This is a genomic window from Aminobacter sp. P4_D5 (assembly GCF_056401815.1).
This window is the reverse complement of sequence record NZ_JBFUIP010000864.1, coordinates 1-649: the sequence shown is the minus strand read 5'-3', so window position 1 is coordinate 649 and position 649 is coordinate 1. Positions and strand designations below refer to the sequence as shown.

General features: G+C 71.6%; 1 protein-coding gene. It reads left to right on the top strand.

Annotated elements, in window-relative coordinates; genetic code table 11:
- A partial coding sequence (locus tag AC1DWF_RS35470) for an RNA methyltransferase (RefSeq protein WP_476843145.1) occupies nt 1–649 on the top strand: 649 nt, incomplete at both ends.

Genomic DNA, 649 nt, shown 5'->3' with positions numbered 1-649 from the left:
CGGCACCACGGCGCGCGCCATGGCCAATGGCGGTCTGTTCCACCTGCGCCTCGTGGCGCCGCGCGACGGCTGGCCGAAGCAGCGGGCCTGGGCCGCGGCCTCGGGCGCCGACCGCATCCTGGACGCGGCGCAGCTCTACGAGACCGTGGACGCCGCCGTGGCCGACTGCCATCGCGTGATCGCCACCTGCCCGCGTCCACGCCATGTCGTGGTGCCCGTCATGACGGCGCGCGCGGCGGCCGAGGAGCTGCGGGCGATCAACGGGCGCGACGAGCGCGTCGCCATCCTTTTCGGCCCTGAAAGGGCCGGGCTGGAGGCCGAGGACCTCGCGCGGGCAGATACGCTGGTGCGCTATCCGCTCAACCCCGAATTCAGCTCGCTCAACCTCGCCCAGGCGGTGATGGTGATGGCCTATGAGTGGTGGGTCGCCGCCGATGCCACGCCGCCCCGCCGGCTCCAGACCCACAAGACCCAGCTCGCCACCAAGGGCGAGCTCGACAACCTCATGCGGCACCTCATCGAGGAGCTGGACGCCAGCGGCTTCCTCCGCAACGAGCCCAAGCGGGACGGCATGGTACGGAACCTGCGCCACTGGTTCGAGCGCGGCGAGATCACCGAGCAGGAGGTCCGCACGCTGCATGGCGTGGTG